This is a genomic window from Bradyrhizobium cedriense, assembly GCF_054602315.1.
In genome coordinates this window covers 742,322-765,503 of the sequence record NZ_JBTSWB010000001.1, presented here as the reverse complement: position 1 = coordinate 765,503, position 23,182 = coordinate 742,322, and the positions used below count along the sequence as shown (strand labels likewise).

Annotated in this window: 23 protein-coding genes; 14 read left to right on the top strand and 9 right to left on the bottom strand. The window is 63.6% G+C overall.

The window, feature by feature from the left end; genetic code table 11:
* Positions 1 to 120: 120 nt before the first annotated feature.
* From pqqA to ACYCVF_RS03575, 3 genes are all read right to left on the bottom strand, one after another.
* Positions 121 to 201: a pyrroloquinoline quinone precursor peptide PqqA gene (gene pqqA, locus ACYCVF_RS03585; RefSeq protein ID WP_018460299.1), complete on the bottom strand. Its 81-nt coding sequence runs from the start codon at positions 199 to 201 to the stop codon at positions 121 to 123.
* Positions 202 to 423: 222 nt separating this feature from the next.
* Positions 424 to 753, bottom strand: a complete 330-nt coding sequence (locus ACYCVF_RS03580; protein ID WP_459597163.1) for a hypothetical protein — start codon at positions 751 to 753, stop codon at positions 424 to 426.
* 145 nt (positions 754 to 898) lie between these two features.
* Positions 899 to 1,291 carry an EF-hand domain-containing protein gene (locus ACYCVF_RS03575; RefSeq protein WP_459606477.1) on the bottom strand — a complete coding sequence of 131 codons (393 nt, stop codon included), beginning with the start codon at positions 1,289 to 1,291 and terminating at the stop codon, positions 899 to 901.
* Positions 1,292 to 1,632: 341 nt separating this feature from the next.
* Here ACYCVF_RS03575 and ACYCVF_RS03570 point away from each other — a divergent pair, with 341 nt between their 5' ends.
* The 4 genes from ACYCVF_RS03570 to ACYCVF_RS03555 all read left to right on the top strand — a co-directional run bounded on the left by ACYCVF_RS03570 (position 1,633) and on the right by ACYCVF_RS03555 (position 5,734).
* Positions 1,633 to 3,297 carry a methanol/ethanol family PQQ-dependent dehydrogenase gene (locus ACYCVF_RS03570; protein WP_459597161.1) on the top strand — a complete coding sequence of 555 codons (1,665 nt, stop codon included), beginning with the start codon at positions 1,633 to 1,635 and terminating at the stop codon, positions 3,295 to 3,297.
* A gap of 10 nt (positions 3,298 to 3,307) precedes the next feature.
* Positions 3,308 to 3,664, top strand: coding sequence for a c-type cytochrome (locus ACYCVF_RS03565; RefSeq protein ID WP_459597160.1), 357 nt, complete (start codon positions 3,308 to 3,310; stop codon positions 3,662 to 3,664).
* Complete coding sequence (locus ACYCVF_RS03560; RefSeq protein WP_459597159.1) at positions 3,661 to 4,590, top strand: type 2 periplasmic-binding domain-containing protein; 930 nt, start codon at positions 3,661 to 3,663, stop codon at positions 4,588 to 4,590. Before ACYCVF_RS03565 ends, ACYCVF_RS03560 begins: the two co-directional genes overlap by 4 nt.
* 154 nt (positions 4,591 to 4,744) lie before the next feature.
* Positions 4,745 to 5,734, top strand: coding sequence for a Bug family tripartite tricarboxylate transporter substrate binding protein (locus ACYCVF_RS03555; RefSeq protein ID WP_459597158.1), 990 nt, complete (start codon positions 4,745 to 4,747; stop codon positions 5,732 to 5,734).
* A gap of 108 nt (positions 5,735 to 5,842) precedes the next feature.
* Here the strand turns inward: ACYCVF_RS03555 and ACYCVF_RS03550 are convergent, their stop codons facing one another.
* Positions 5,843 to 6,811, bottom strand: coding sequence for a helix-turn-helix domain-containing protein (locus ACYCVF_RS03550; protein WP_459597157.1), 969 nt, complete (start codon positions 6,809 to 6,811; stop codon positions 5,843 to 5,845).
* A 513-nt stretch (positions 6,812 to 7,324) separates the two neighbouring features.
* Between ACYCVF_RS03550 and xoxF5 the strand changes: the two genes are divergently transcribed.
* The 7 genes from xoxF5 (at position 7,325) to ACYCVF_RS03515 (ending at position 15,198) form a co-directional block, all read left to right on the top strand.
* Complete coding sequence (xoxF5, locus tag ACYCVF_RS03545) at positions 7,325 to 9,130, top strand: lanthanide-dependent methanol dehydrogenase XoxF5 (protein WP_459597156.1); 1,806 nt, start codon at positions 7,325 to 7,327, stop codon at positions 9,128 to 9,130.
* Between the two features lie 111 nt (positions 9,131 to 9,241).
* Entirely contained in the window at positions 9,242 to 9,730 is a 489-nt protein-coding gene (locus ACYCVF_RS03540) for a c-type cytochrome, methanol metabolism-related (RefSeq protein WP_459597984.1), read from the top strand.
* 64 nt (positions 9,731 to 9,794) lie between these two features.
* Entirely contained in the window at positions 9,795 to 10,904 is a 1,110-nt protein-coding gene (locus ACYCVF_RS03535; RefSeq protein WP_459597155.1) for an S-(hydroxymethyl)glutathione dehydrogenase/class III alcohol dehydrogenase, read from the top strand.
* Positions 10,905 to 10,936: 32 nt separating this feature from the next.
* Positions 10,937 to 11,500: an S-(hydroxymethyl)glutathione synthase gene (gfa, locus tag ACYCVF_RS03530; protein WP_459597154.1), complete on the top strand. Its 564-nt coding sequence runs from the start codon at positions 10,937 to 10,939 to the stop codon at positions 11,498 to 11,500.
* A 619-nt stretch (positions 11,501 to 12,119) separates the two neighbouring features.
* Positions 12,120 to 12,572 (top strand): (2Fe-2S)-binding protein, encoded by a 453-nt coding sequence (locus ACYCVF_RS03525; protein WP_061029649.1) that lies wholly within the window; start codon positions 12,120 to 12,122, stop codon positions 12,570 to 12,572.
* Position 12,573: 1 nt separating this feature from the next.
* Positions 12,574 to 14,886, top strand: coding sequence for a xanthine dehydrogenase family protein molybdopterin-binding subunit (locus ACYCVF_RS03520; RefSeq protein WP_459597153.1), 2,313 nt, complete (start codon positions 12,574 to 12,576; stop codon positions 14,884 to 14,886).
* Between the two features lie 54 nt (positions 14,887 to 14,940).
* Positions 14,941 to 15,198, top strand: a complete 258-nt coding sequence (locus ACYCVF_RS03515) for a hypothetical protein (protein WP_459597152.1) — start codon at positions 14,941 to 14,943, stop codon at positions 15,196 to 15,198.
* A gap of 162 nt (positions 15,199 to 15,360) precedes the next feature.
* Here ACYCVF_RS03515 and ACYCVF_RS03510 read toward each other — a convergent pair whose 3' ends face one another.
* From ACYCVF_RS03510 to ACYCVF_RS03495, 4 genes are all read right to left on the bottom strand, one after another.
* Positions 15,361 to 17,085 (bottom strand): methanol/ethanol family PQQ-dependent dehydrogenase, encoded by a 1,725-nt coding sequence (locus ACYCVF_RS03510; protein ID WP_459597982.1) that lies wholly within the window; start codon positions 17,083 to 17,085, stop codon positions 15,361 to 15,363.
* A gap of 128 nt (positions 17,086 to 17,213) precedes the next feature.
* Positions 17,214 to 17,867, bottom strand: coding sequence for a Rieske 2Fe-2S domain-containing protein (locus ACYCVF_RS03505; protein ID WP_459597151.1), 654 nt, complete (start codon positions 17,865 to 17,867; stop codon positions 17,214 to 17,216).
* A 237-nt stretch (positions 17,868 to 18,104) separates the two neighbouring features.
* A complete protein-coding gene (locus ACYCVF_RS03500; RefSeq protein WP_459597150.1) occupies positions 18,105 to 18,569 on the bottom strand; it encodes a group III truncated hemoglobin in 465 nt (154 codons plus the stop codon).
* A gap of 136 nt (positions 18,570 to 18,705) precedes the next feature.
* Complete coding sequence (locus ACYCVF_RS03495; RefSeq protein ID WP_459597149.1) at positions 18,706 to 19,557, bottom strand: 3-hydroxybutyryl-CoA dehydrogenase; 852 nt, start codon at positions 19,555 to 19,557, stop codon at positions 18,706 to 18,708.
* Between the two features lie 316 nt (positions 19,558 to 19,873).
* Between ACYCVF_RS03495 and ACYCVF_RS03490 the strand changes: the two genes are divergently transcribed.
* Complete coding sequence (locus ACYCVF_RS03490) at positions 19,874 to 20,572, top strand: ABC transporter permease (protein ID WP_459597148.1); 699 nt, start codon at positions 19,874 to 19,876, stop codon at positions 20,570 to 20,572.
* On the opposite strand, the gene ACYCVF_RS03485 is transcribed toward ACYCVF_RS03490, so the two are convergent.
* On the bottom strand, positions 20,546 to 21,355 hold the full coding sequence (locus ACYCVF_RS03485; protein ID WP_459597147.1) for an ABC transporter substrate-binding protein: 810 nt from the start codon (positions 21,353 to 21,355) through the stop codon (positions 20,546 to 20,548). The genes ACYCVF_RS03490 and ACYCVF_RS03485 overlap by 27 nt on opposite strands.
* Before the next feature lie 153 nt (positions 21,356 to 21,508).
* On the opposite strand from ACYCVF_RS03485, the gene ACYCVF_RS03480 reads away from it, so the two are divergent.
* Both ACYCVF_RS03480 and ACYCVF_RS03475 read left to right on the top strand, forming a co-directional pair.
* Positions 21,509 to 21,796: a hypothetical protein gene (locus ACYCVF_RS03480; protein ID WP_459597146.1), complete on the top strand. Its 288-nt coding sequence runs from the start codon at positions 21,509 to 21,511 to the stop codon at positions 21,794 to 21,796.
* A gap of 219 nt (positions 21,797 to 22,015) precedes the next feature.
* Positions 22,016 to 23,164, top strand: coding sequence for a hypothetical protein (locus ACYCVF_RS03475; RefSeq protein ID WP_459597145.1), 1,149 nt, complete (start codon positions 22,016 to 22,018; stop codon positions 23,162 to 23,164).
* Positions 23,165 to 23,182 lie beyond the last annotated feature (18 nt).

The following is a 23,182-nucleotide window of genomic DNA, read 5'->3' as shown; positions in this document are numbered from 1 at the left end:
CTTTGCTTCGACGGTGGGGCTCGAGGCTCAACGACGGCAGGCCAGATCCGATACTAAGTGACGCGACACTGCCACGGCTTCGGCGGCGTTTGCCAATGAAGCCGCGGCAGGTCGTCGGCCTTACTTGCGCAAAGCGCAGGCGTACATGTTGATTTCCATGCCGACCGGCACTTCCACGATCTTCGGAGCTTTCCAAGCCATACGCGTCTCCCAAGGTATGAGCGCGGTATCGCGCGGCGCAAAACCTAGGGCTGCACCAAGTGTAGTTCAAGCCTGGATTCGACCGCTCAGCGCGTCTGTGTCGATTCTTCGCGGCTGCATTTCTCTCTCGGGCAAAGCCAGTTCTCTCTTGGTCAACATGACCAACGGGCACCGCTTGTGCAACGCACCGCGCGTCGAATCGAAAACGACAGAACGGCCCCGTCAGCAGCCCTTGTCGGCCGTTACGGCATTCGGCTTGGCACCTTCGGCGCGCTGAGCTGCGGTCGGCTCACTCTGCATTTGCCGCTGCGCATCCTCGGACGAAGCCGGCGTTTCACCGCTTGCACGATTCATCGTGCTGGTCGGCGGATGCTGGCCACTATCCGTCGTTGAACTGGGCGCTTGCGATTGGGCGGCACCCACGGTGACCGGACCGGAGCCAGCATCCTTGTCGGTGCTGGCACTACCGGTGTTGCACGGGCCGGCGACGGCAACGCCGGCGCTCAGTGTCAGGATGGCGCAGGCAGCAAGAACGTAACGTTTCGTGTTCATCTGCATCTCCTCTTCTCCCGCCCGCGCAGCCCCGGCGCCGGGCAGGACATTGCGGAGAAAACAGGCCGAGCAGCCCGATGTTCCGAGCGTCAGGCCGGAATGATCGCAGACACTGCCCTCGTCGCGTCGGTTCCGATTGCGGTGCTCACCGCAACAATCGCAGCAGGGTGCGGCCCGCGCGCGAGTTCAGCTCCTTCGCATCCAGCGTTCCGTCCTTGTCGGGATTCGCTGCGTTGAAGCGCTGCTCGACCACGGACAGATATTCATCGAGCGTGAGGGTCCCGTCTCGGTCGGGATCGGCGGCGGCAAGCTCTTTCGCCGACAACCGTCCGCGCAGCTCGCGCGCATCAAGCGTGCCGTCGCGATCGGGATCGAGCTTTGTGAACATTGCGGCAGCCGCCTTCTTCACCTCGGCAAGATCCAGCGTGCCGTCATTGTCGGTGTCGAACGACTTGACCGCGTTGCCAGAGGCCGACCACGCCGGACCGGCTGACAATGCAATCGTAAGCGCTAGGGCAATTGAACGACGCGAAATCATCTAGACCTCCCTACCGAAGAGCCCCGAATCGACGGGGACAGGAACGACATAAATCCGCAAGCGGGCCTTGGTTCAAGTCCGGACTTGCAACTTGCGCGCGCTACAACCGGGGAGACCCGGCCGTGCCGCCCGGCGACCTACGCCCGGGACTGCTTCGTACCGCGGAATTTTCTCAGCGTCTGCGCACAAGTGGCGTTGCTTGCGTCAGGTTTCCGTAAGGTGACCGGCACCAGGTCCGGCGATAGCGGCACGGCACTTACGACTTTCGTATTGACGTGTTTTGCTTTCAGGCGGAGTGTTGCATTCGCAGCGTCAAAAGGCGCGCATATTGGGAGGAACGGATGAAACGCTTTGCGATGGCCGCAGGCCTCGTCATGCTTGCGTCAACCTGTGCAACTGCACAAACCACCGAGCAGCTGGTCAAGGGTGCGACCGACACGTCGAACGTTCTCAATTACGGAATGGGCTATAATCTCCAGCGCTTCTCGACGCTGAAGCAGATCAACAAGGACACGGTCAAGAACCTCGTCCCGATCTGGAATTACAGCTTCAATGACGATCGTAGTGAGGAATCCCAGCCCATTGTCTATCAGGGCGTCATCTACGTGACCTCGCACAATGCCACCATGGCAGTCGATGCCAAGACCGGCAAGCAGATCTGGAAGAGCAAGATCGAGTATCCCGCCGAGACGCCGCGAATCGTCTGCTGCGGCATCATCAACCGTGGCGTCGCGATCCATGAAGGTAAGCTGTTCCGCACGACGCTCGATGCCCATGTGATTGCAATCGACGCGAAAAACGGCAAGGAGCTGTGGCGGCAGAAGGCGGCCGACATCAAGGAAGGCTATTCGATGACGGTGGCCCCGCTGGTTGCCGACGGCGTCGTCATCACCGGCGTCTCCGGCGCCGAGTTCGGCACCCGTGGGTTCATCGACGGCTGGGACCCGGCGACCGGCAAGCGCCTCTGGCGCACCCACTCGATTCCCTCGCCGGACGAGCCCGGCGGCGACACCTGGAAGGGCGACACCTGGAAACTCGGCGGCGGATCGACCTGGATCACGGGTTCTTATGACCCGGAGCTGAACACGGTCTATTGGGGCACCGGCAATCCCGGCCCGTTCAATTCGGCGGTGCGTCCCGGCGACAACCTCTACACCTGCTCCGTGCTGGCGTTGGACCCCAAGACCGGCAAGATCAAGTGGCACTACCAGTTCTCGCCGAACAATCCGTTCGACTACGACGCCGTGGCCGAGATGGTGCTCGCCGATGTGAACGTCGAGGGCAAGCCGACCAAGACGCTGATGAATGCCAACCGCAACGGCTTCTTCTACGTGCTCGACCGCACCAACGGCAAGCTGCTCGCAGCCAACCCTTACGTGAAGGTCAACTGGGCGACCGGCATCGACATGAAGACCGGGCGTCCGCTCGAGACCGACGTTTCGAAGGACGCGCGCGAGGGCAAGAAGGTGACGGTCTATCCGTCCATCCTCGGCGGCAAGAACTGGGAGCCGATGTCGTTCAATCCGCAGACCGGACTCGCTTATGCCAACACGCTCAACTTCGGCGGCAAGTACAAGGCGGAGCCCGTCACCTTCAAGCAGGGTGAATGGTATCTCGGCATGGACCTGACCGATCCCTGGGAGTTCGGGGACGGACCGCGCGGCCACCTCAAGGCCATCGACCCCATGACCGGCAAGTCGAAATGGGAAGCGCCGAGCGACATTCCGCGCTTCTCGGGCGTGCTGTCGACCGCCGGGGGCGTCGTGTTCTCGGGCGCACTGACCGGCGAATTCGAGGCCTTCGACGCCGACACCGGCAAGAAGCTCTGGCAATTCCAGACCGGGTCCGGCATCGAGGGACAGCCGGTGACCTGGCAGCAGGACGGCGTGCAGTATGTTGCGGTGACGAGCGGCTATGGCGGCGTCTACTCGCTGTTCTCCGGCGACGAGCGGCTAGCCAAGGTGCCGCCCGGCGGCTCGCTGTGGGTCTTTGCGGTCAAGCAGTAAACACGGCACGATGCTGAGAGAAGTATCACACAGGACGGTGGCGACGATCGCCACCGTCGCGGTGCTGACGGTCGCGCTTGCGGCGACCGTTCGCGCCGCGGATGACGCAAGCGGCAATCCGCTGCAAGCGCAGATCGACCACGGCAAGTCGACCTATGCCGAGAAATGCTCACACTGCCACGGGCCCAATTTGATGAACTCGGGCACCATCACGCCGGACCTGCGCGCCATCCCCGACGACAAGACGCGCTTCGTCACCACGGTCAAGAACGGCAAGAACAACAAGATGCCGCCCTGGGGCGACATCCTCAGCGACGACCAGATCGGCGATCTCTGGGCCTTCATCTCCAGTCGGAGGAAGCCATGAGGCGCCGACGCATTGCCTGGAGCGTTGCAGCCGCGCTTGCCACGACGGCGTCGGCCGCTCTTGCGGCCGACGATCCCCTGAAGATATGTCTCGACGAGGACCGGCCGCCGCTGTCGGTGCATCAGCGCGGCAAGCCGGACGCAGGCTTCGACGTGCTGCTGGCCAAGGCGATCGCGGAACGGCTCGGACGGCCGCTGAGGATCCAGTGGTTCGAGAGCAGGCTGGACGAGGATGCGAGCCCGCAGCTCGAGGCCAACGCGTTGCTCTCGGATGGGCGCTGCTCGCTGGTCGGCGGCTACGCGCTGACGCAGGATTCACTCGTCGTCCCCGGCATGAAGACGGCGCGCTTGCCGGATTTCGCCGGGGCCACGCGCGACGATCGGCGGCGCCGCGTCCCGCTGGGCGTGCTCGCGCCGAGCCAGCCTTACGTCTATTCGCCGATGACGGTGGTGCTCGGGCCGAAGGCCCGCGGCCGCAAGATCGGCGACATCGGCGATCTCGCCGGCCTCCGTCTCGTGATCGAAAGCGGGTCGCTGGGCGACGCCATCCTGATGACCTTCGACAAGGGCCGCCTGATCGACAGCATTACCCATCTCGTCCCCGGCCGCGATGACCTCCTCGGCGCGCTCCAGCGCGGGGACCATGATGCGACACTGATCGATCTTGCTCGCTTCGACGCCCATCGCGCCGCCCACCCCGACACGGCGATCACCGCGTCCGGCTACTACTATCCGATCGGCGCCAATCGCGGCTATGTCGGGCTCGCCAGCGACAGCGCGCTGATCGAGGCCGTCAACAAGGCGCTCGGCCAGCTTGCCGCTGAGGGCAAGCTCGCCGAATTCGGCAAGCAGGCCGGCCTCACCTATCTGCCGCCGCGGGAGCCTGCGATTCTGGGCGACGTCTGGACCAAGATCATCCAGCGGTGATTGGGCGCGCGCTCGTGCTCCGGAGCGCGGTATGCCGCGGCGCTCCTCAGAGCCGGGCATAAACAGACGTGCGAATGCGCCAATCTGTCTCGCCTGCGGCCCATGGCACAGACGACCTGATGCAGTAGGTTCGGCAAAAATACGGGAGAGAATCATGTCCGCCAAGCTCGATCGCCGCCACTTCATCGCCGCCGGTAGCACTGCATTGGCGATACCGTTCGTCCTGCGCGGCGCCTCCGCGCAAGGCGCGTGGCCGTCGCGGCAGATCCGGATGATTTGCAGCTATCCGGCCGGCGGGCAGACCGACCTGCTCGCACGCGCCTATGGCGAATTCATCTCCAAGCAGGTCGGCAAGACCGTCGTCGTCGAGAACAAGCCCGGAGCCTCCGGCGCGATCGGTACGGCGGAGGTCGCCCGTGCCGAGCCCGACGGGCACACCATCCTGTGCTCGATCTCGACGACCTACATCATGAACCGGGTGGTCATGAAAAATCCCGGCTACGACATGGACAAGGATCTGACGCTGGTCAGCGTCATTCCAGGCGCGGGCCTGCTGCTGGTGGCGAACCCGAAAACCGGGGTCAAGACGCTGGAGGATTTCGTCGCCTTCGCCCGCAAGAGCGGCAAGGTGAACTTCGGCACCTACAGCGCGGGCTCGGCCCCGCACATGACGATCAACGAGCTCAACAAGCAGTACGGCCTCAATATCGAACCCGTGCACTATCGCGGCGAAGCGCCGATGTGGACGGGGATGCTCGAAGGCACCCTCGATGCCGCCATGGGCAGCTACACGGCCGCGCAGTCGGCCCTGCAAAGCGACCGCGGCACCGTCTTCGCCGTACATTCGAAGAAGGTCGATGCAATTCCGACCATCAAGACGCTTCCCGAGCAGGGCGCGACGTCGAAATTCTTCACGGTGAGCGGATTCACCGGCTGGGCAGTGCCGAAGGCGACGCCGCAGCCGGTGGTCGACCGCCTTGCCGAGCTCTGCGTCGCCGCCAACAGCGATCCGAAGGTGAAGGAGGTTCTCGCGACTTTCGTGCTCGAACCCGCAATCGGCTTCAAGGAAACCAACGCGCTGTACCAGCGCGAGCTGCCGATCTGGATCGAGAGCGCAAAATCGCTTGGACTCGAACCGGCCTGAACTTCAGGATAATTGTCATCAAGCTTCAGGTTGCAGTCTGGGCACGATCTTTTCGGAAACTGCTGCGCGCTTTCCGGATCATGCCCTGGAGCATTCGCTCGAAAGCGCTCAATGCTCGCCCGAAGTCGCCGAGCCCTGCTGCGCCTTGTGGATCGAGGACGGCACCACGCCGAAGTATTTTCGGAACACCCGGCTGAAATGCGATGAGCTGGAGAAGCCCCATGAGAAGGCGACGTCGGTGATGGTCTTGCCGGCGTGAGCCTCCAGCTCCTGACGGCAGTTCTGCAGGCGCGCCTGCCAGATGTAGTCGCTCACCGTGGTGCCGCGCTCGGAGAACAGCATGTGCAGGTAGCGCTTGGAGCAGCCGAGCTCGGCCGAGATCTGGTCGATGCACAGATCCGGATCGCGCAGATGCTCGCGGATGAAGAACTGCGCGCGCACATACATCGCCTCGGGCCCCACACGATCGAACATCGTGTCGGCCTCGCGCAGCGGCAGCAACAGAAGGTCGATCAGCGAATCGGCGACGCCGACCGCGCTGTTTGCCGACAGCTTTGCCGCCTCGTCGAAGGTGGCGTGGACGAAATCATGGGCGATCCGCCCCGTACCCGTCTTCGATGACAGCTTGCAGGCTGGCATCCTCTGCGACGGGAATCCCCGGTCGCGCAACAGTGCCTTCGGCACGATCACCACGTCGTGACGCGTGAAGGCCGGGCTGATGATCGAATGCGGGCAGGAAACATCATAGGCGATGATGTCGCCGGGGTTGATTTCGATGTGGCGGCCTTCCTGTTCGAAATAGGACACCCCGTAGGTCTGGAAGTGAATCTTGATGTACGGATGTTCGTTCGCCTTGGCGCGCGCCAGCGTGTGCGCGATGCGATGCTGGCTCACCTCGATCTGGCAGAGCTTCAGGCGCGAGACGCTGGTGTAGTCGATGCGGCCTTCCAGCGAGGACGCCTCTAGCGGATCGACGTCGAAATGCCCACACAGGCTCGTCAGCCCGTCAATCCAGCTCTGGATCTGCCGCTTCGGCGTCATTCCGGTCGTCGAAAGCGTGTGAATTGTGTCGGACATTAATCCAGCCACTGATTTGATCGGGAGATTCGATGCGAACCGCGACCAGCGCTGCCGGAGCCCTCAGCCGTGATTCCGTCGACGTTTACCTCGAATTTGAGCGATCTCGTGGAACAAGCACCACGTTCCATTGCCACTCTTGAGGTTAATCCTCCGCCTTAGTTGCAGCGCCGTCAAGTGGAACCTGATCGTTGAAAACCGCCCCGAAGCGGCGCGGAAGCAACTGAATTCGCTACTGCAAAATCAAAATCTTTCCTCCCGTGCGCTGTCAAGCAAACCGGCTTCTCTCTTGGGCAAGTTTCCCGATGGCGAAGTCGATAGGGATTGCCGCAGGAACAAAAAGAACGGGCCGCTCCTGCACGTGGACCCGTGGCTCTCATCAGGAGGAGGAAACAGCACAGCATCGTTTCTGGTCCCAATCGTGACCGCCCTGCACGAGCAGACGCCGGACGAGGAGCCCGGCGGTTGAGCAATGCTTCGGAAACAATAAACGAGACCAACGGAGGAATAACTATGCGCAAGGTGCTACTGGCGACCTATCTAGGCTGCGCGGCGGCTCTCGCCGTCGGCAGCGCTTCAGCCAATGATGAGCTGATCAAGATGTCGCAGAACCCGAAGGATTGGGTGATGCCAGCGGGTGATTATGCCAACACCCGCTATTCCAAGCTGAACCAGATCAACGCTCAGAACGTCGGCAAGCTCCAGGTCGCTTGGACGTTCTCGACCGGCGTTCTGCGCGGCCATGAAGGCGGCCCGCTGATCATCGGCAACATGATGTACGTCCACACGCCCTTCCCGAACAAGGTCTACGCTATTGACCTTTCCAACGAGAACAAGATCGTCTGGAAGTACGAGCCCAAGCAGGATCCCAACGTCATCCCGGTGATGTGCTGCGACACGGTCAACCGCGGCCTGTCCTACGGTGACGGCAAGATCATCCTGCATCAGGCCGACACCAACCTCGTCGCGCTCGACGCCAAGACCGGCCAGGTGGCCTGGTCGGCCACCAACGGCAATCCCGCGAAGGGCGAGACCGGCACATCCTCCGCGCTCGTCGTCAAGGACAAGGTCATGGTCGGCATCTCCGGCGGCGAGTTCGGCGTGCAGTGCCACCTCACCGCTTACGACCTCAAGAGCGGCAAGCAGGTCTGGCGTGCCTATTCCGAAGGTCCGGATGACCAGATCAAGCTCGATCCGGTCAAGACGATGGCGCTCGGCAAGCCGGTCGGAGCGGACTCCAGCTTGAAGACCTGGCAGGGCGATCAATGGAAGATCGGCGGCGGCTGCACCTGGGGCTGGATCTCCTACGACCCCGCGCTGAACCTGGTCTATTACGGATCGGGCAATCCCTCGACCTGGAACCCGAAGCAGCGTCCCGGCGACAACAAGTGGTCGATGACGATCTTCGCGCGCGATGCCGACACCGGCATGGCCAAGTGGGTCTACCAGATGACGCCCCACGACGAGTGGGATTATGACGGCGTCAACGAAATGATCCTCACCGATCAGCAGATCAACGGCCAGAACCGCAAGCTGCTGACGCACTTCGACCGCAACGGCCTCGCCTACACCATGGACCGCGAAACCGGCGAGCTGCTGGTTGCCGAGAAGTACGACCCCAAGGTGAACTGGACCAGCGGCGTCGACATGGACAAGAACTCGCCGACCTACGGTCGTCCGAAAGTCGTCGCGCAATACTCGACCGAGCACGGCGGCGAGGATAAGAACACGAAGGGCATCTGCCCGGCCGCGCTCGGCACCAAGGACGAGCAGCCGGCAGCCTACTCGCCGGACACGCAGCTGTTCTACGTTCCGACCAACCACGTCTGCATGGACTACGAGCCGTTCAAGGTGAGCTACACCGCGGGCCAGCCCTATGTGGGCGCAACGCTCTCGATGTACCCGCCCCCGGGTGAAAGCCACATGGGCAACTTCATCGCCTGGGACAACAAGACCGGCAAGATCGTGTGGTCGAACAAGGAGCAGTTCTCGGTCTGGTCGGGTGCGCTTGCAACGGCAGGCGGCGTGGTGTTCTACGGCACGCTCGAAGGCTACCTGAAGGCAGTCGACGCCAAGTCCGGCAAGGAGCTCTACAAGTTCAAGACTCCCTCCGGCATCATCGGCAACGTCACCACCTATGAGAACGCAGGCAAGCAGTACGTTGCCGTGCTCTCCGGCGTCGGTGGCTGGGCCGGCATCGGGCTGGCGGCAGGTCTGACCGATCCGACCGCAGGTCTCGGCGCCGTCGGCGGCTACGCGGCCCTCAGCAGCTACACGGCACTCGGCGGTACGCTGACCGTGTTCTCGCTGCCTAACTAGGCCTCGCTCAGCATCGCTCCGGCGCGTGGATAAACCCCACGCGCCGGCTCGTCTCCACAGAACGCCTTCGAGGACAATCTCTTGCGTAAAATTTGCTCTGTCATTGCTGCGATGATCTTCGTTGCGTCCGGCGGGATTGCGATCGCGGACGGTCCGGGAGACCCCGCCGCGGTGAAGAAGGAAGACGACGGAAAATGGCTCGATAAGGAAGGAATTCCGACCTACAAGATTTCGGCGGACGGTACCGTCGACTGGTTCACCTATTCCGGATACCGCCGCTATCACTCCGACTGCCACGTCTGCCACGGTCCGGACGGCATGGGCTCCACCTATGCGCCGGCGCTGAAGGATTCCGTCAAGTCCATGAGCTATGGCGACTTCCTCGGCGTGGTCGCCTCCGGTCGGAAGAACATCTCGACGGCCCAGGAGAACGTCATGCCGGCCTTCGGCGACAATCCGAACGTGGCCTGCTACATGGACGATCTCTACGTCTATCTGCGTGCCCGCTCCACCGAAGCATGGGGCCGGCAGCGTCCCTCCAAGAAGGAGGAGAAGACAGAGGCCTATACCAAGGCGGAAGACGCCTGCATGGGCAAGTAATGAACGCTGCGAGGACTGCCGAGACTACCTCTTGGCGTCCTACGAGAATCTGAGGAGTTTGACGATGAAGACACGTGCCGCCGTCGCTTTCGAGGCCAAAAAGCCGCTCGAAATCGTCGAGGTCGATCTGGAAGGCCCCAAGTCCGGCGAAGTTCTGGTCGAGATCAAGGCGACGGGCATCTGCCATACCGACGCCTACACGCTCGACGGCTTCGACAGCGAGGGAATTTTCCCGTCGATCCTGGGCCATGAGGGGGCGGGCATCATCCGCGAGATCGGGCCGGGCGTGACCTCGGTCAAGCCGGGCGATCACGTCATCCCGCTTTACACACCGGAATGCCGGCAGTGCAAAAGCTGCCTCAGCCGGAAGACCAATCTCTGCACCGCGATCCGTGCGACGCAGGGCAAGGGCGTGATGCCTGACGGCACAAGCCGTTTCTCCTACAAGGGCAAGCCGATCTACCATTACATGGGCTGCTCCACCTTCTCGAACTTCACCGTGCTGCCGGAGATCGCGGTCGCCAAGATTCGCGAGGACGCGCCGTTCGACAAGAGCTGCTACATCGGCTGCGGCGTCACCACCGGCGTCGGCGCAGTGGTCAACACCGCCAAGGTCGAGCCCGGCGACAACGTGATCGTGTTCGGCCTCGGCGGCATCGGCCTCAACGTGATCCAGGGCGCCAAGTTGGCCGGCGCCGACAAGATCATCGGCGTCGACATCAACGATTCCAAGGAGGAGTGGGGCAAGCGGTTCGGCATGACCCACTTCGTCAACCCGAAGAAGGTCACCGGCGACATCGTTCAGCACCTCGTCGGCCTCACCGACGGCGGAGCCGACTACACCTTCGACTGCACTGGCAATACGACCGTGATGCGCCAGGCGCTGGAAGCCTGCCATCGCGGCTGGGGCACCTCGATCATCATCGGCGTCGCTGAAGCCGGCAAGGAGATCGCCACCCGCCCGTTCCAGCTCGTCACCGGCCGCAACTGGCGCGGCACTGCCTTCGGCGGCGCGCGCGGCCGCACCGACGTGCCGAAGATCGTCGACTGGTACATGAACGGAAAGATCCAGATCGATCCGATGATCACCCACGTACTCAAGCTCGAGGAGATCAACAAGGGTTTTGACCTCATGCACGAGGGCAAATCCATCCGTTCCGTCGTCGTGTTCTAGCCCACAGCCATCACACCAAGGAGGATCGACCCATGACTGTTGCACTCCATCCATCGATCGACAACGGCCTCAAGCAGGGCAGCGGCAGCTTCGCCGGCGGAACACTCGTCTGCAAGTGCAGCGACCACCCGGTGAAGGTCGGCATCAAGGGCGACGTCGCCCACAACCACGCCTGTGGCTGCACCAAGTGCTGGAAGCCGCAAGGCGCGACCTTCTCCGTCGTCGCCGTGGTGCCACGTCAGAACGTCACCGTGCTGGAGAATGGCGACAAGCTCCAGATCGTCGATCCCTCCGCGGTGATCCAGCGCCACGCCTGCAAGGCCTGCGGCACGCACATGTATGGCCGCATCGAGAACAAGGGCCACCCGTTCTACGGCCTCGACTTCATCCACCCCGAATTGTTCCAGGAGCAGGGCTCGCAAGCGCCGCAATTCGCCGCCTTCGTCTCCTCGGTCATCGAGTCGGGCGTGAAGCCGGAGCAGATGGCCGGCATCCGTTCTCGGCTGAAGGAGATCGGGCTCGAGCCCTATGACTGCCTCTCGCCGGCACTGATGGACGCGATCGCAACTCATGTGGCGAAAGCCAAAGCCGCCTGAGTCGGCCTGAGCGGGGCCGCCGAGCCTCGCCAGCTCTTATCCACTCGCTGGCGCCGACCGCGGCCAGCGAGCCGGACAGGTCTCGTTCCGGCATCGCCGTGGCGATGTCGCGGCTTCCGCACCACGGCGTCTAAGAGGGCCATCAGCTCCTCAGTCCTGGTCTCTGAATGATTGCGCAGGACCGTCGGCTTCAGCTTGAAGTTCGCGGCGCTTGCGTTTCTCCCTCCCTCGACTGAGGCATCCTGCTTCGTCCGCGCAGTCTTCCTGGCGGACGAAGCTTTTTTGCTTGGGGCCGTTGCACAGGCACGCTGCGCGATGACCGCGCCCTGCTTTTGACAAACCATCGATGCAATCTTTTCCCGGTGAGAACACTCGGCTGTGAACGCCGGGCCGGAGCGATCTCTGTTACGATCGCTCCGTGACGATGCCGCGCGAATACAATCAAGAACAAGACGGGAGGTATCGAGCACATCCAGACATCGCCATTGGCATTCCTGCCCCCTCCGGGATTTGCCCGCGCGGGGCGACGGCGGAATGCGGCGAGACGACGCGTGAACCGTCGCCCACCGGCGTCGGCGAGCATTGAATTTGGCATGCTTATGAAGAGCGAGGGACGATCATGATCAAGGTGAAGATCAACGGCCAGGAACAGAGCTGGGACGGCGACCCGGATCTCCCGCTACTCTGGTTCCTGCGTGACGAAGCCGGGCTGACCGGCACCAAATACGGCTGTGGCCAGGCCCTTTGCGGCGCCTGTACCGTCATCGTAGACAAGCAGGCCGTGAGGGCCTGCGTCACGTCGGTGAACGACGTCGCCGGACGCGAGGTCACCACGATCGAGGGATTGCACCCCAACGGCGATCACCCGGTGCAGAAGGCCTGGCGCCAGGTCAACGTACCCCAATGCGGCTTCTGCCAAGCCGGCCAGATCATGCAGGCTGCAGCCCTTCTGATCGAAAATCCCAAACCTTCGCACGACCAGATCCGCGAGGCGATGTCCGGCAACATCTGCCGCTGCGGTTGCTATCAGCGCATCGAAAACGCCGTCCATCTCGCATCGACGGGAGTGTGACATGAATTTCATCGACAATCCCCGCAAGCTTCGCGGCTTCGAAAAGCATATCAGGGTCGAGAAGGTCTCGCGCCGCAGCATCCTGAAGGGGCTCGGCGTCACCGGCGGCCTCGTCCTCGCCGCCCCCGTGATGTCGCGCCAGGCCCTTGCCTATGAGACCGGCGCCGGCAAGATGCCGCACGGTGTCGTGGTCGATCCGCGCGTGTTCGTATCGGTCGCCCCGGATGGCATCGTCACCATCGTCGGGCACCGTGCGGAAATGGGTACCGGCGTGCGCACCAGCCTGCCGCTGATCGTGGCCGAGGAGATGGAAGCCGACTGGAGCAGGGTCAAGGTGCAGCAGGCCCATGGCGACGAGGCCAAGTTCGGCAACCAGGACACCGACGGCTCGCGCAGCACACGGCACTATTTGATGCCGATGCGCCAGATCGGCGCCTCCGCCCGAACCATGCTCGAGCAGGCCGCGGCGAAGCGCTGGGGCGTGCCGGCGACCGAGGTCAAGGCGGTCAATCATGAGGTCGTCCACAGCGCCAGCGGCCGCAAGCTCGGCTTCGGCGAGCTCGCGGCGGATGCCGCCAAGGAATCGGTGCCGAGCATCGAAGGCCTCAAGCTGAAGGACCCCAAGGACTTCCGCTATCTCGGCAAGGGTCAGATCGGCATGGTCGATCTGCACGACATCACCACCGGCAAGGCGCGTTACGGCGCGGACGTCCGCTTGCCCAATATGAAATATGCCGTGATCGCACGGCCGCCGGTGACGGGCGGCAAGCTGGTCTCGTTCGATCCGGACGCGGCGCTGAAGGTCCCCGGCGTCGAGAAGGTGATGCAGGTGCGCGGCTGGCCGTGGCCATCGAAGTTCCAGCCCCTCGGCGGCGTCGCCGTGATCGCGCGCAATACGGGCGCGGCGATCAAGGGCCGCGATGCGCTGAAGCTGGTGTGGGACGACGGTCCCAACGGCAAGTACGACTCGGTTGCCTACCGCAAGGAGCTCGAGGAGGCCTCGCGCAAGCCGGGCCTCGTCCTGCGCAAGGAGGGCGATGCGGACGGTGCGTTGAAGAGCGCCGACAAGGTCATCGTCGGCGAGTACTACCTCCCGCATCTCGCACATGTCGCCATGGAGCCGCCGGTCGCGGTCGCTGACGTCAAGGGCGACAAGGCGGAGATCTGGGCGCCAGTGCAGAGCCCCGGCGGCACCCGCGAGGACGTCGCCAAGACGCTCGGCATTCCTGAAGGCAACGTCACCGTCAACGTCACGCTGCTCGGCGGCGGGTTCGGACGCAAGTCGAAGTGCGACTTCGCGCTCGAAGCCGCCTTGCTGTCGAAGGAGCTCGGCGCGCCGGTGAAAGTGCAGTGGACGCGCGAAGACGACCTCCACAACGGCTTCGTACACACCGTCTCGGTCGAGCGGATCGAGGCCGGTCTCGACAAGAGCGGCAAGGTGATCGCCTGGCGCCACCGCAGCGTGGCTCCCAGCATCGCCTCGACCTTTGCCGCCGGCGCCGTGCATCAGGCCCCGTTCGAGATCGGCATGGGCCTCGTCGACATGCCGTTCGAGATCGCCAATATCTCCTGCGAGAATCCGGAAGCAGCCGCGCATACTCGCATCGGCTGGTTCCGCTCGGTCTCGAACATCCCACGGGCCTTCGCGGTGCAATCGATGGTCGGCGAGATCGCGCAGGCGACCGGCCGGGACCAGAAAGACATGCTCCTCGAGCTAATCGGCTCGCCTCGCATCGTCAAGCCGAACGTGAAGGACCTCTGGAACTACGGCGAGCCCCAAGACAGCTACCCGATCGATACCGCGCGCCTGCGCAAGGTGGTCGAGCTGGTCGCCGAGAAGGGCGAGTGGGGGCGCAAGATGCCGAAGGGCCACGGTCTCGGCATCGCCGCGCACCGCAGCTTCGTCAGTTACATCGCGACCATCGTCGAGGTCGCCGTCGACGACAAGGGCAAGCTGACGGTGCCGCGGGTCGACACCGCGATCGATTGCGGCACCTACGTCAACCCCGAGCGCATCGCCTCGCAGATCGAGGGCGCGGCGATCATGGGTCTGAGTCTCGCCAAGTACGGCGAGATCACCTTCAAGGACGGCAAGGTGCAGCAGAAGAATTTTGACGACTTCCGGCTCGTCACGATCGACGAATCCCCTGTGGTGACCAACGTCTACATCGTGCCGCCGGGACCCGACACGCCGCCGAGCGGCGTCGGCGAACCCGGTGTTCCCCCGTTCGCGCCGGCCCTGATCAACGCGATCTTCGCGGCGACGGGAAAGCGCATCCGCTCACTTCCGATCGGCAAGCAATTGGAGGCGTGAGACGGAACACAAGCGGCCTCGCGCCGTTTTCATCGATCTGACAGGAGCAGATCGATGACCAACATCTCAAGGGCGCTCGCAGTCTCGCTGTCGGGCGCCTTTCTTTTGACCACCAGCGGAGCATTCGCGCAGAGCAGCACGACTCCGCCGACAACCGCGACGCGCCCCAGCACGCCGGACCAGACTTCGCTTCCCAATGCCACTGCCCCACCCGCTTCGACCACGCAGACGACGGGACAGCACAACCAGGATCCTAAGATTCGTGAGATGAACCAGAAGGAAAAGGACAAGGTCGAGCGCCTCGGCAAGTAGCGGTTTGACGAAAGCGCATCGCCAGCTGCTGCCACAAGGGTAGAAGGGGACGTTCTCGGCCCGCACGCAATTCCACCACACACGCGAGAATGCGGCGGACGTTGCCGTCCGCCGCATTCACCACCCCCCCGCTGCTCCGCTTCTTTCGATCCGCCCGCGGAGCTATTTCTTCAGTGCGAAGACCCAGACGACGCCGCCTTGGGGCACATTGGCTTCGATGCCGATATTGTTGGTCACCAGCGCATCCTGGATGCGCTGCGCGTCCACACCCCAGCCCGACTGGATCGCGATGTACTGCGTGCCGTCGATCTCGTAGGACACCGGCATGCCCACGATGCCGGAATTGGTCTTCTGCTCCCACAGGAGTTCGCCGGTCTTGGCGTGGAAGGCTCGGAAGTTGCGGTCGTTGGTGCCTCCGACGAAGACGAGATCGCCCGCCGTCGCCGTGACCGAGCCGAACAGCTGCGACTTGGGGAAGTTGTGCTGCCAGACCTTCTTGCCCGTCGCGGGATCCCAGGCCTGGAGCTCGCCGAAATGATCCGCACCCGGCCTCGTCTTCAGGCCGATGTCTTCCGGCTTGGTGCCGAGCCAGAGTTCGCCCGGCTTGAGCGGGACCTTCTCGCCGGTGAATCCGCCGCAGAAATTCTCATTGGCAGGCACGTAGACGAGGCCGGTCCTCTGGCTGTAGGCGGCCGACGGCCAATCCTTGCCGCCCCACAGCGACGGACAGAACTCGACGCGCTTGCCGATCACCGGCTTGTGCGCGGGATCCACGATCGGCTTGCCGGTCTCATCGATGCCCTTCCAGACGTCGGTATAGACGAACGGCCAACCGGCGACATAGTTGATCTTGGTCGGCGTCCGCTCCAGCACCCAGAAGATCGCGTCGCGTCCCGGATGGACCAGGCTCTTGATGGTGCGACCGTTGCGTTGCAGATCAATCAGCATCGGCGCCTCGACCTCATCCCAATCCCAGGAATCGTTCTGGTGGTACTGGTGATAGGCCTTGATCTTGCCGGTGTCGGGATCGAGTGCGAGCACCGATGCGGTGTAGAGATTGTCGCCGGGATGGGTCTCGCCGGGCCATGGCGCGGCGTTGCCGACGCCCCAATAGATCGTCTTGGTCTCCTTGTCGTAGTTGCCGGTCATCCAGGCCGATCCACCGCCGTTCTTCCAGTCGTCGCCCTGCCAGGTGTCATGACCGGGCTCGCCTTCGCCGGGGATGGTGTAGGTCCGCCACAGCTCCTTGCCGTCCTTGGCATCATAGGCCACGATATAGCCGCGCACGCCGAACTCGCCGCCGGACCCGCCGACGATGACCTTGCCGTCGACGATCAACGGCATCAGCGTCAAATACTGGCCCTTCCTGTAGTCCTGCACCTTGGTATCCCACACCACTTTGCCGGTCTGGGCATCGAGCGCGACCACGTGATCGTCCGTGGTGGCGAGGTAGAGCTTGTCCTCCCACAGGCCTACGCCCCGGTTGGTCGGATGCAGCTGAAACAGATCGTCAGGGAGCTGCCGCTTGTAGCGCCAGTATTCGTCGCCGGTCTTCGCGTTCAGCGCGATCACCTGACCCATTGGGGTCGTCACGAACATCGCGCCATTGTTGACGATCGGCGGCGCCTGATGGCCTTCGACCACGCCGGTGGCAAAAGTCCAGACCGGCGTGAGGTTCTTCACGTTCGAGGTGTTGATCTGGTCGAGCGGACTGTACCCGTGCCCGTCATAGGTGCGCCGGTAGAGCATCCAATTTTTTGGCTCCGGATTCTCCAATCGCTGTGCGGTGACCGGAGAATAATTCTCGATCGGGCCGGACATGGCGGCAGTGGATGCAAGACACGTGAAGGCGACGAAGCCGGACAGTAACCATTGCTTCCTGGTCATGGAAGTTTTCATGGACGTTCCCCTTTTTCATCCGTTTGAATTCTTGTTGTGAATTCTTGTCGTTCGTCCCTCGTCCGCCGTTGGCGGATGCGGCCTTTCGTGACGCGGGCCCGGCCCGCAACCGTCCATCATCCTGGCTGCGCGCCACCTACCTTTCCCATGAAATTGCCGGCGACGCTGAGCGAACCGTCAGCCAGTGCCAGCGGCAGCGCGGCGAGCCGTCGCGGCGCCGGTCCGAACACGACTTGCGCGCCGGCGCGCGGATCGAATTCGGAGTTGTGGCACATGCATTTGAACACCTCCTTGTCGCCGACATCGCTCTTCACCCAGGCGGTGACAGGGCAGCCCGCATGCGAGCAGATTGCGGAATAGGCGATGATGCCGTCGACGGCGCGCGCGCGGGTCTTCTCGTCGAGGTCGGCGGGATCGAGCTTGATGATCAGGATCTCGTTGAGCCGCGAGGCGCTGCGCACCACCGATGTGTTGGGATCCTTCGGCCAGGCATGGAGCGGTGGCCCGCCCGCCTTCAGATCGGCTGCGGTGATAACCTTCCCCTCCTGATCGCCTTCAGAGAAGACGAGCAGATCGCCCTTCTGCGGCCGTTCGTCGGCGCCGGGCGGATCCTCGCCTGCACGCGCCGGCGGGGAGCAGCCCAGACACGCGGTGGTCGCAAGCGCGCCGAGCAGCAGCGTCCGCCGCGTTTGCTCGGTGCCCGCGTCGGCTTCAGCTTCCGCAATGCTCTCGGATGGTGACGAATTGACGTTGAACGGTGCGCTCGACATGCCCGCTAGCAGGCGCTGGAACTCTGCCGAAAACAAGGCAAAGAATTGGCACCGCAGTGCATCAATATGGCTTTGCTCGCGATGATTGAACGATGCTGAACGCGTTCAGGCGCGTTTTCGCAAATCTATATCTCATCACGCGAACAGCATGACGATTTTGCAGATCAGACCGATGATGTTGGAATTGGTGCAGCGCGCCATCGCGAGATGCGCGTTTCCCAGGCAGGCATTTCGTATTCAGGACCTGAGCACGTGACGCGGCGATGCGATACGACCTGCGACCGTTGCCGAAGCCATCTCGAAACTGTCGGCGATACGACGCGCCTTGTCGATGAACAGCGCAGCCGCCGCCGGCGGGCAGACCTCATGCGCGGTCTGTTCGAACAAATCGAGCCAGCGGTCGAAATGATCTCCAACCAGGTTCAGCGGCAGATGCGCCCGCATCGGCGAGCCATGATAGCGGCCGCTCATCAGCACGACCGACGACCAGAAATCCCTGAGCTTGGCGAGATGCTCGTCCCAGTTCTGGACGATCGCAAAGATAGGACCGAGCAGTGCGTCCTCGCGCACGCGCCCGTAGAAGCGGGTGACGAGCTCCCCGATCATCTCCTCGGTGATCCCGGTGCGCTCGATCGCATCCTGGGTCAGCAGGTTCCGCCGCGCAGCCGCGGCCTCGCGCTCGGCCTTCAGTCGATCCGACATGTCCTTGCTATCCGTTCCATGGTTCCCGCAGGCCGCCCGTTCGACAATGTCGGGTCAATCGCGCACGGCGTCTTTGTCGCAGCGCAAATCGCGGGATCTGGCGGCGGACTGTGAGTGCCCGCCGCCGAAGCCTTCATCAGGCGCTATAGGTGTAGAAGCCTTGCCCGGTCTTGCGGCCGAGATGGCCGGCATCGACCATCTCCTTCAGCAGCGGGGCTGGCCGATATTTAGGATCGTTGAAGCCTTTATAAAAGACCTCCATCACCGAAAGCATGGTGTCGAGCCCGACGAGATCGGCCAGCGCCAGGGGCCCGATCGGGTGGTTGCAACCAAGCTTCATGCCGGCGTCGATCTCTTCCGCCGTTGCGATCCCCTCCTGGAGCGCGAAGATCGCCTCGTTGATCATCGGACACAGGATCCGGTTGACGGCGAAGCCCGGGCTGTTCTTGGCCGTGATCGCCACCTTGCCGACGCGCTTGGCGAAATCAAGCGCCTCGGCGTGGGTGTCGTCGGAGGTCTGCAGGCCGCGGATCAACTCCAGCAACGCCATCACCGGCACCGGATTGAAGAAGTGCATGCCGATAAACCGGTCGGGACGATCGGTCGCCGCAGCGAGCTTGGTGATCGAGATCGACGAAGTGTTGGTCGCGACCAGCGTGCGCGGCGACAACGTCGCGCAGAGATCCTTCAGGATCTTGACCTTGAGCTCCTCGTTCTCGGTCGCGGCCTCGATGACCAGATCGCAATCCGACAGCTTCGACCGGTCGGTGGTGCCGGTGATGCGCTTGAGCGTCGCCTCGCGATCGGCCGCCGACATCTTCTCCTTCTTGACCAGGCGCTCGAGGCTGCCGCCGACGGTCGAAACGCCGCGGTTCACCGCCGCATCGGAAATGTCGACCATCACGACCGAAAGTCCGGCCGCGGCGCAGACCTGCGCGATGCCGTTCCCCATGGTCCCTGCCCCGATGATGCCAACCGTCTGGATCATTGTCTCATATCCTTCTCATCCTGCGGCCGATGCCGGCATGGCCCGGCGCCATTGTTTCCGCATCAGGTCTAGCACCGCCGCCAAACGGCTGCGACCCGATCCTGCCCCTCCCTTAAAGCATTCATGGACGGAATAAAGCGGCCTGACGGCTTCAAACGCCGTCCTCAGGCGCTCCGGGGGCCGGCTTGTGACCTCGGTGCCCTCCGGCGGCAGCCCAGTCCTGGCTTGCGCCACCCGGCGGGTCTTGATTATGGCAGCCGCAACGGCGAGAACGCACGTCGCGGGAGGCCCGCGGAAGGGAGTTGGCTGAGGCCGGATGAACGACTTTGCACGATCCATCGGCTCCGCGCTCACCCTGATCGCCGAGGCCGACGCCGAGCTGCTCGGCATCGTCGCATTGTCGGTGCGAGTCAGCCTGACCGCCAGCATCGTCGCGCTCCTGATCGGCGCACCGTTCGGAGCCCTGCTTGCGATCACCCGTTTCCGGGGCCGTCAACTTATCATCATCCTCACCAATGCGCTGCTCGGCCTTCCGCCGGTCGTGGTGGGGCTCGCGCTCTATCTCCTGCTGTCGCGGTCCGGCCCGCTCGGGGCTGCGGGCTTGTTGTTCACCCCGGCGGCCATGGTGATCGCGCAGACGTTGCTGGCGACGCCGATCGTGGTGGCGCTGGTGCACCGGCCAGCGAGCCTGCTCTGGGCGGAGTATGGCGATCTGGCGCGGATCGACGGGCTATCGACGTTGCGCAGCATCGGCCTGCTGTTCGCGCTCGGACGGACCTCGCTTCTGACGGCCTTTCTCGCGGCGTTCGGGCGCGCCATTGCGGAAGTCGGCGCCATCATCGTCGTCGGCGGCAACATCCGCGGCTTCACCCGCACGATGACGACGGCGATCGCACTGGAAACCAGCAAAGGCGACCTGCCGCTGGCACTCGGACTCGGACTGATCCTGCTCGCACTCAGCGTGGCGGTGTCGACCGTCGCCTTCGTGCTAGTGGGACGCGTTGGGGAAAAATAGCTGCTCGCCGCCGACCTTATACCCGGCGATCGCTTCCTGTCCCTTCGGCGAAACCAGCCAGTCGATGAAGGCCTGCCCATCCTTCGCTTTCACGTTCGGATGCTTGGCCGGATTCACCAGCATGACGCCGTACTGGTTGAAGAGCCGCTTGTCACCCTCGGTCAGGATGGCGAGTTCGCCACGGTTCTTGAACGATAGCCAGGTGCCGCGATCCGACAGGACATAGGCGTTCGACGACGAGGCCATGTTCAGCGCCGGGCCCATGCCCTGACCAATCTCGCGGTACCAGTTGTCCTTGCCGGCGCTGAGGTCAATGCCCGCCTCTTTCCATAGCCTCAGCTCGGCCGCATGCGTGCCGGACTTGTCGCCGCGCGAGACGAACGGGGCCTTGGCCGTCGCGATCTTGCGCAGCGCCTCGACCACATCCCTGCTGCCTGATATCCGCGCCGGATCGCTTCTGGGCCCGATGATGACGAAGTCGTTGTACATGACGTCGAAGCGCTGCACGCCCTGCCCTTCGGACATGAACTTGTCCTCTGCGGGCCTGTCATGGACGAACACCACGTCGGCATCCCCGCGCCGCCCGATATCCAGCGCCTGGCCGGTGCCGACGGCAACGACCTTCACGCCGATACCCTCCGCCTTCGCGAACAGCGGCAGCAAATGACCGAACAGCCCCGACTGCTCCGTCGAGGTGGTCGAGGCTACGGTGATGGTGCGATCCTGTGCGAATGCGATGGTGGACCAGAGCAGAGCCGCTCCGATCGTGGCAAGCTTCCTCATGCGACGTCTCCGACCAGACAATGACGGTCCTGAATAGCCGTTGGCGATGACGACGGGAACCCCCGGCCTTGGCTGCAACGAGAGTTGATGCGACAGGCAGGAACGCCGCCGGCACAGGCGGGTTGTCCGGGCATGCAAGTCGAGGAGAATCCGATGAAGAAGATCATCCTGGCATCCGCATGCATCGTGGCGCTGGCGACAGGTGGCGCCTTCGCGCAGACACAACCCGCCCCCGGTGCGTCCGGTCAGGGCGACGTCGGCCCATCGTCGCGTGGCCCGGCAACCAAGGGAATGACGTCGGGACGTACATCGAACATGCAGAACGAGGCCAGCGACAGCAAGGGCGCGCAATCGCCATCTGCCAGCGGCAGCAACACCAACAACATGGGCAGCCAGGCGGGCGGCGGCGGGGGTGCTGGCGGCGCTGGCTCTGGCAAGTGAGCTGAGGATCAAAGATCCCGAGAGGGGACAGTTGCCCCCTCTCACTCCAAGCGAACTGCAATTCGCAAAGCGGGATGAAATTCACCCGTTGAGTGGATGCGTGGATGTTCTGCAATTGGTCCAACCTACATTGACACGAGTGTGACGGCCGGGGCAGGTTTTCTCATTGCTGGCGAATCAGCGATTGCCTCACGCCGAGTACCTCTTGGACAACTCCCAGTGCTTTCGAGACTGATATCGTTGCTGCGCCGCATCCCTGCGGTGAACTGGGCCTTTGCGCGACTTCGGCCCGTGCCACATGGCAGCATCGACGTCGCTCAGCTCGCCACAGACGCTTCGCCCGCCCTCATCGAAGACGTCGCGGCCCCTGCTCAAGCTCCAATCGCCGAGATCAGCACCGCCCCGATGTGCGCCGACGCTGACCTCGCCACCCAGGCTCCGGTCGCGGAGAACGATGCGGCTGTGTCCGTCGTTGCGGAGAATCCGTCCGACGATATCTGTATCGCCGACCACGCATCTCCGGAGAGAGTGACGGAAATTGAGGCGCCCGCGACGCCGCCAGCAGCCGAGGGGGTGTCGGCTTCACCGACCGACGCGGAGAGCGAGCCGGTCGCGGACGCTGATCTCGCCATCATGGGCGACGCATCTGCCGCCGAGATCGATTCCGTCGTCGCAGAAGAGCCTGTGGCGACGTCATCAGACGTCGCGACCACTTCGACTGACGTCCCGGACGCCGTTATTGAGGCAGCTCCCTCGCCCGACGTTTCCGCCGAGGTCGAAACGGTTACCGTGGAAGCGATCCCGGTCCTCCTCGGCGAGGCCAATAGCGTCGCGCCTGACGCTTCCGAAGCCAGAGCCGACAGCGGCCCAGCGCCCGCCGCCGCGGTCGCGTCGGCCCCTGCAAGCGATGCCCCTGTCGTCGCAGCCGTTGCGACGGCGGCTATCGAGTCCGCAAGGGCTGTCATCGAGATCGAACCAGCTCCGGCCACCGAGTCTCCTGCTCCGGAAATCCGCAGCGCACCGAAAGCTCGCGCGAGAGCCGCGGAGCCCGCCGATCGCAGCGCGCTGATCCGGCAGCGATGGGCGGAGACCGGAATCAGGATGTGGAATCCGCGGCTTCACGGCACCGGCGACGCCGCGCTGAACATCCAGGGAAGCGTCGGGCTGCTGCCGCCGGCGGCCGGCGAGACAATGCCGCGCTACGACAAGCTGGAATTCAGGATGCTCGGCGGACAGATCATCTGCGAGGGCGTCATTGTCGAGGCGCCCCCGCAGGCGAACCAGCGCAGCTTCACCCGGCTCGCCGAGCCGCGGAACATCGAGCGGCTCCGCGAACCGACGCGGGAGCGCCAGGCCGTTCTCGCCTGATCCATTCTGCGGGGACGG